Source organism: Mesorhizobium sp. M7A.F.Ca.CA.002.09.1.1, from assembly GCF_003998555.1.
Classification (GTDB): Bacteria; Pseudomonadota; Alphaproteobacteria; order Rhizobiales; family Rhizobiaceae; genus Mesorhizobium; species Mesorhizobium ciceri.
This window is the reverse complement of sequence record NZ_RZRR01001021.1, coordinates 1-1,805: the sequence shown is the minus strand read 5'-3', so window position 1 is coordinate 1,805 and position 1,805 is coordinate 1. Positions and strand designations below refer to the sequence as shown.

Annotated in this window: 1 protein-coding gene and 1 pseudogene; both read left to right on the top strand. The window is 64.1% G+C overall.

The genetic code is table 11. The features are described 5' to 3' along the window. Window positions 1-380 (top strand): annotated as a pseudogene (locus tag EN994_RS29690) (BMP family ABC transporter substrate-binding protein); the annotation flags it as partial. A gap of 97 nt (window positions 381-477) precedes the next feature. Next, on the top strand, window positions 478-1,805 hold a 1,328-nt coding region (locus EN994_RS29685; RefSeq protein WP_164746337.1), incomplete at its 3' end, for an ABC transporter ATP-binding protein.

Genomic DNA, 1,805 nt, shown 5'->3' with positions numbered 1-1,805 from the left:
GGTCGATCGGCTACGCCAGCGACATGGCCAAGTTCGCTTCGGGCAAACAGCTGACGTCCTTTGTCCTCGACTGGACCAGCGACTATGTCGGCGCCGCCAAGGCCGTCGCCGCCGGCACCTGGAAGCCGGAAGTGCGCTGGGATGGACTGGCAGCGGGCGTCGTGAAGATGGCGCCCTACAATGACGGCATACCGGCCGACACCAAGGCCAAGCTGAAGCAGCTCGAGGCCGACATCGGCAGCGGCAAGGTGCACCCCTATGGCGGCGAGTTGAAGGACCAGGCCGGCAACCTCAAGGTCGCTGCAGGCTCCGTCCTGGCCGATGACGATGTTCGCGGCATGAACTGGTTCGTCAAAGGCATGATCGGCAAGCTGAGCTGAACGCCATCAAAGAACCAGGGAGGCGCCGAGACCGACCTTCGGCGTCTCCCTGCCTGGTTCCCGTCCAACCTCGCTTCACGCCACGGCAGGACCCGCCATGCATCCGCGTCTAGAACTGCGCAACATCCGCAAACGCTATCCCGGCGTCGTCGCCAATGACGAGGTCTCGCTGTCTATCCAGCCCGGCGAAATCCACGCCGTGCTGGGCGAAAACGGCGCCGGCAAATCGACCCTGATGAAGATCATCTATGGCGCGGCGCAGGCCGATTCCGGCGAGATCTTCTGCGACGGCAATCCGATCGCGGCGCACAACCCGGCGACGTCGCGCGCGCTCGGCATCGAGATGGTCTACCAGCACTTCGCGCTGTTCGAATCCGTTTCAGTGGTCGAGAACATTGCGCTCTCGGCAAGCAGCGCCTTCGATCTGCCCTCGCTTGCCGCCAAGATCCGCGAGCTTTCGCTTCGCTACGGTATGCCGATCGATCCGCATCGCCAGGTGCATGACCTCTCTGTCGGCGAGCGGCAGCGCGTCGAGATCGTGCGCTGCCTGCTGCAGGCGCCCAAGCTTCTGATCCTCGACGAGCCGACTTCCGTGCTGACGCCACAGGCGGTGGTCAAGCTGTTCGAGACGCTTCGACAACTCGCCGCTGAAGGCTGCAGCATCGTCTACATCAGCCACAAGCTCGACGAGGTGCAGGAGCTCTGTGACACCGCAACCGTGCTGCGCAACGGCAAGGTCACCGGCACCGCTCGGCCGAAAGAGACGACCTCGCTCGAGCTCGCCCGCATGATGGTCGGCTCGAAGCTGCCGGAAATGCATGTCAGCCCGCCGACCCCGAGCGAGAAGCCAGTGCTCGAGGTCAACAACCTTTCGGTCAAGGCAAGAGACCATTTCGGCGTGGATCTGAAGGACGTCTCCTTCAACGTTCATGGCGGGGAAATCGTCGGCCTGGCGGGAGTGTCCGGAAACGGCCAGGCGGAGCTTATCGCCTTGCTCAGCGGCGAACGCACGCATCACAACAACGACGCGATCAGGATTTGCGGTACCGCTGCCGCTCGCCTTCGTGCCGACGAGCGCCGTAAGCTCGGTCTCGCCTTCGTTCCCGAGGAACGGCTGGGCCGTGGCGCGGTACCGTCGCATACGCTGTGGGAGAACGCGGTTCTGACCGCCCATCGCTTCGGCACCGTCCGCAACGGCCTGGTCGACCGGCGCAAAGCCAGCGCCTTCGCAGCTGGCATCATCGACAGGTTCAAGGTCAAGGCCAACGGTCCGGCTTCGACGGCGCAAAGCCTGTCGGGCGGCAATCTGCAGAAATTCATCGTCGGCCGTGAGATCGCGCTCGAGCCGAAGCTTCTGCTTGTCTCCCAGCCGACCTGGGGCGTCGATGTCGGCGCCAGCGCCTTCATCCGCCAGACCATCGTCGA